Annotated in this window: 2 protein-coding genes and 1 pseudogene; all 3 read left to right on the forward strand. The window is 35.9% G+C overall.

Translation table 11 applies throughout. The features are described from left to right. Positions 1 to 202: pseudogene (locus HMPREF0023_RS16610) on the forward strand (site-specific integrase); the annotation flags it as partial. Next, the gene (locus HMPREF0023_RS00050) at positions 195 to 2,795 is read left to right on the forward strand and encodes a VPA1269 family protein (protein WP_008940852.1); all 2,601 of its coding nucleotides are present in this window, start codon (positions 195 to 197) and stop codon (positions 2,793 to 2,795) included. The pseudogene HMPREF0023_RS16610 and the gene HMPREF0023_RS00050, both read left to right, overlap by 8 nt. Then, on the forward strand, positions 2,792 to 3,303 hold a 512-nt coding region (gene gmtX, locus HMPREF0023_RS16615; RefSeq protein WP_008940853.1), incomplete at its 3' end, for a gamma-mobile-trio protein GmtX. The genes HMPREF0023_RS00050 and gmtX, both read left to right, overlap by 4 nt.

Below are 3,303 nucleotides of genomic sequence, written 5' to 3' on the forward strand. Positions count from 1 at the left end.
AATAGTCTATACCACTCCATCAATAAAAGAAGTTACTGCTAGTCTAAATGCAGCGACATTTCGACTTCTAAATCCAACAGAACCAATAGAGCAAATTGGTACGCCTAGTTGGGCGGTATTAACTGAACATGGTCTTAATGATATTGACCTAGATGGTTTATTTACAGGAAAACATCCAAAATTAGGAAAACGTCATGGTTAGTAAAATAATAGTTAAAAGAAAAAAATATGATGGTCGTAAATCTGATCTGACTTTGCAATGGCTTGTAAAAAAATATGGTAAGGAATGGGAAATCTGGCGACAATTAGCTGAGGGATGGATAACGAAACAAGATAAAGGAACAGCAGTAAAACTAGAAGCTTTATGCATTTTTTTTGATATTTACCTTGTTGGTTCAGTCCCATTTACAATGGATGTTATCGGCTTATTCATTGGAAAAAATGGTTGGTATGCTTCAACTGATGAGTTAAAACGAATAATTCTAGAAACGACAAATAGAGAAGATAATGCTAATACAATAAAGATATTAAATTACATCACACATTTTATTGATTGGGTGCTTGATACGCATTTTAGTGAGAAAAATGATGATGGTAAAGTGATTAATTTATACTCAAACCCATTTACAAAAGCCAGACGAAAATTTCACGATACTGAAACGGTGCACACCCCTCTACCATACCGCTACATTTGTGATTTACGTCATATCTTATGTCCAAAAGCACGAGGAAGTTTTTCAGATTGGCTGTGGGCACAACAACAGCTGGGGCAAGGTGCAACTCAAAAAGGCAATTGGTTTGAAGTTAATAAAAATCTAATCGATAAAAATGACAAAGATTGCGTATGGCGTGCTAAAAAAGTAACTCGTAAAGGTCGAATTACTACCATTTATCAAATCTGGTCACCTGTAGCAAGTATGGTGTTGTTTATTAAACTGCATTTACCTCTACGTACCTATCAAGTACGTATGCTTGATTCGGGAGAGGCAGATACACTGCGTTATGAAAATATGAATTGGATTAAAAATCCACATACTTTCGCTCTCAATTACTGCAATAAAGGGGTATTTCGACAATTTAAAGATAATGCAACAGGTATTGAATCAACAGGATTATTTATCAGTACCAATAAAACTGCAGATCAGAACAAGGATGAGCTTGAACGGGGTTATGAAATACCATGGCAGCACGAAGATGTATTGTATTGGCTTGAAAAGTTGCGTAATTGGCAAGAAAAATACAATCCTATATATAAGTTAGTAGATTGTTCAACATTAGAGGTAAAACATATAAACCGAATTAAATCAAAAGCATCATTAAGTGCAATGGGTCATTCTTGTTTTTTATTTAGAGATGCATCAGCGAAATCGAAAGATGATAGAACTAAACCAATTATCAATGCACCGATCTTCACTCTTTGGTATAAGCTGCTCCAACAACTTGAAAAAAACCTTTTAGTTGCGGGAGAGACATTATCTGATGGCACAAAACTTCGTTTAGTGCATGATTATGGGCTAGATCACCATGCAACAAAGACGAAAACTGAGTTCCCTTTACATAGTTTACGTGTATCGCTCATTACCAGCTACATTATAGATGCGAAACTACCGATACCTGTTGTATCAAAGCTACTGGCTGGTCATTCACGCATTATTATGACGGTTTATTACACTAAACTTACACCTGCAGTAATGAAGGATAAAATGACCGAAGCTGAACGCCTTCTTAATAGCAAGTCACAAGATCATCTTCGTTTATTCCTTAAAGATGCTGAAATGCGTCAAATTCAATGCAAAACGGCATATCAAAATGATCAAGCTATTGAGGTGGCATTAGTTAATCGAAATCCTTTAGGTTGGGAAAATCGCCATCATGGACTATGTTTAGCTGGTGGTAATACTGTTCGTTCAAATGAATGTAAATCTGTAGCAGGCTGCTGGAATGGCGGAGTTTTACTCAAAGACTCAGTTCATCCATCTAACCGAATTTATGATTCTGTGCCTCATGGTTTAGAAAACTGTGTCCGTTGTCGATGGTTTATCACAGATGCCCGTTATCTTCCTGCACTTTGTGCTCACCTTAATTTTATGAGCTATAAAGCCCATGCTGCAGCCAATCTAGCTGTTAATTTAGAAAATGAGATTGAGGCTATGGATGAGCTTAAGTACAAAGCTGAAAATGAAAGCAAGCCATTTACCCAACACAATGAATTACAAGTACTTCAACGTAGATATGAAAAGCAATTGGTTGAAGCTGATGAATACACAAAAGACTGGATTGCGACCTTTAATTTAATACGTCGTCTAATTGAAATTGAACAAGATCGGACTGAAACAGATACTACGAATAAACTCGTTGCCGTTGGTTCTGAAAACGATATTAAAGTTGGCTTTGTAGAAACTAACTCTGAGTTCTTACAGCTCGCTTTACTTTGTGAAGATGCCGAGTTCTATCCTGATATACTTGATGATATTAAGAAAACTCCAATAATTCAAAATAGAACACAAAATCTTAGTCGATTTATGATGTCTAAAGGCTATAGTCCTCAACTCTTAATGTTAGATCAAGAGCAACAACTTATTTCAGCGAATGCGATGATGCGTCAAATGGCTTTACAAGCCAATCCAACAAATAAACTTGATGGATATACACAAGTCTCAAATTATCTCGAGCTAGGGCATTTTATGCAAGACAGCAAATTACTTGATGCGGGTATGCAAGTATTAAAAAATAATATTAATCAACCTATTTTAGAGCTAACGCCTCATGGCTTAAAACCAAAGGATATCTCATGAGTGTTGATATTAATTTAATTTTAGAAAATCTTAAATTTGGAAAGAGTCAGAGAACTCAAGACTCACTAAATAAACTCAATACTTTATTGGAAACTCGCTTTAATGCAAAAGAGAAAGATTATTCTATTGCTACTATTGGTCGAGTTTCAAAAGCTGATGGAGGTATCGGCGAGGTAAGTATTCGCAATAAAACAGGGGGACACTTTCGTCTACTGATTGATGCTTGGGCAACCAAAGCAGATACTAATATGAAAAAGCCTCCTATACCTCATTCAAGAAAGAATGAAATACCAACAGATACAGAGCTTTTGTTACGATTAAATGATCCTGTGATGAGAGCTGTGGTTGGTCAGATCATTGCTGAGAGAAAAAAGTTAAAAGCTGAAAACCATATTCTTAAACAAAACACTGAAGTTATTGTTGATATGCGCCCTAATCAAAACATTGGCGCAGAACAAGCGCATCAAGGGATACAAGTCTTATCTACCTTAGATAGTCTACTATTACC

The sequence above is a fragment of the Acinetobacter sp. ATCC 27244 genome (assembly GCF_000156555.1).
Classification (GTDB): Bacteria; Pseudomonadota; Gammaproteobacteria; order Pseudomonadales; family Moraxellaceae; genus Acinetobacter; species Acinetobacter haemolyticus.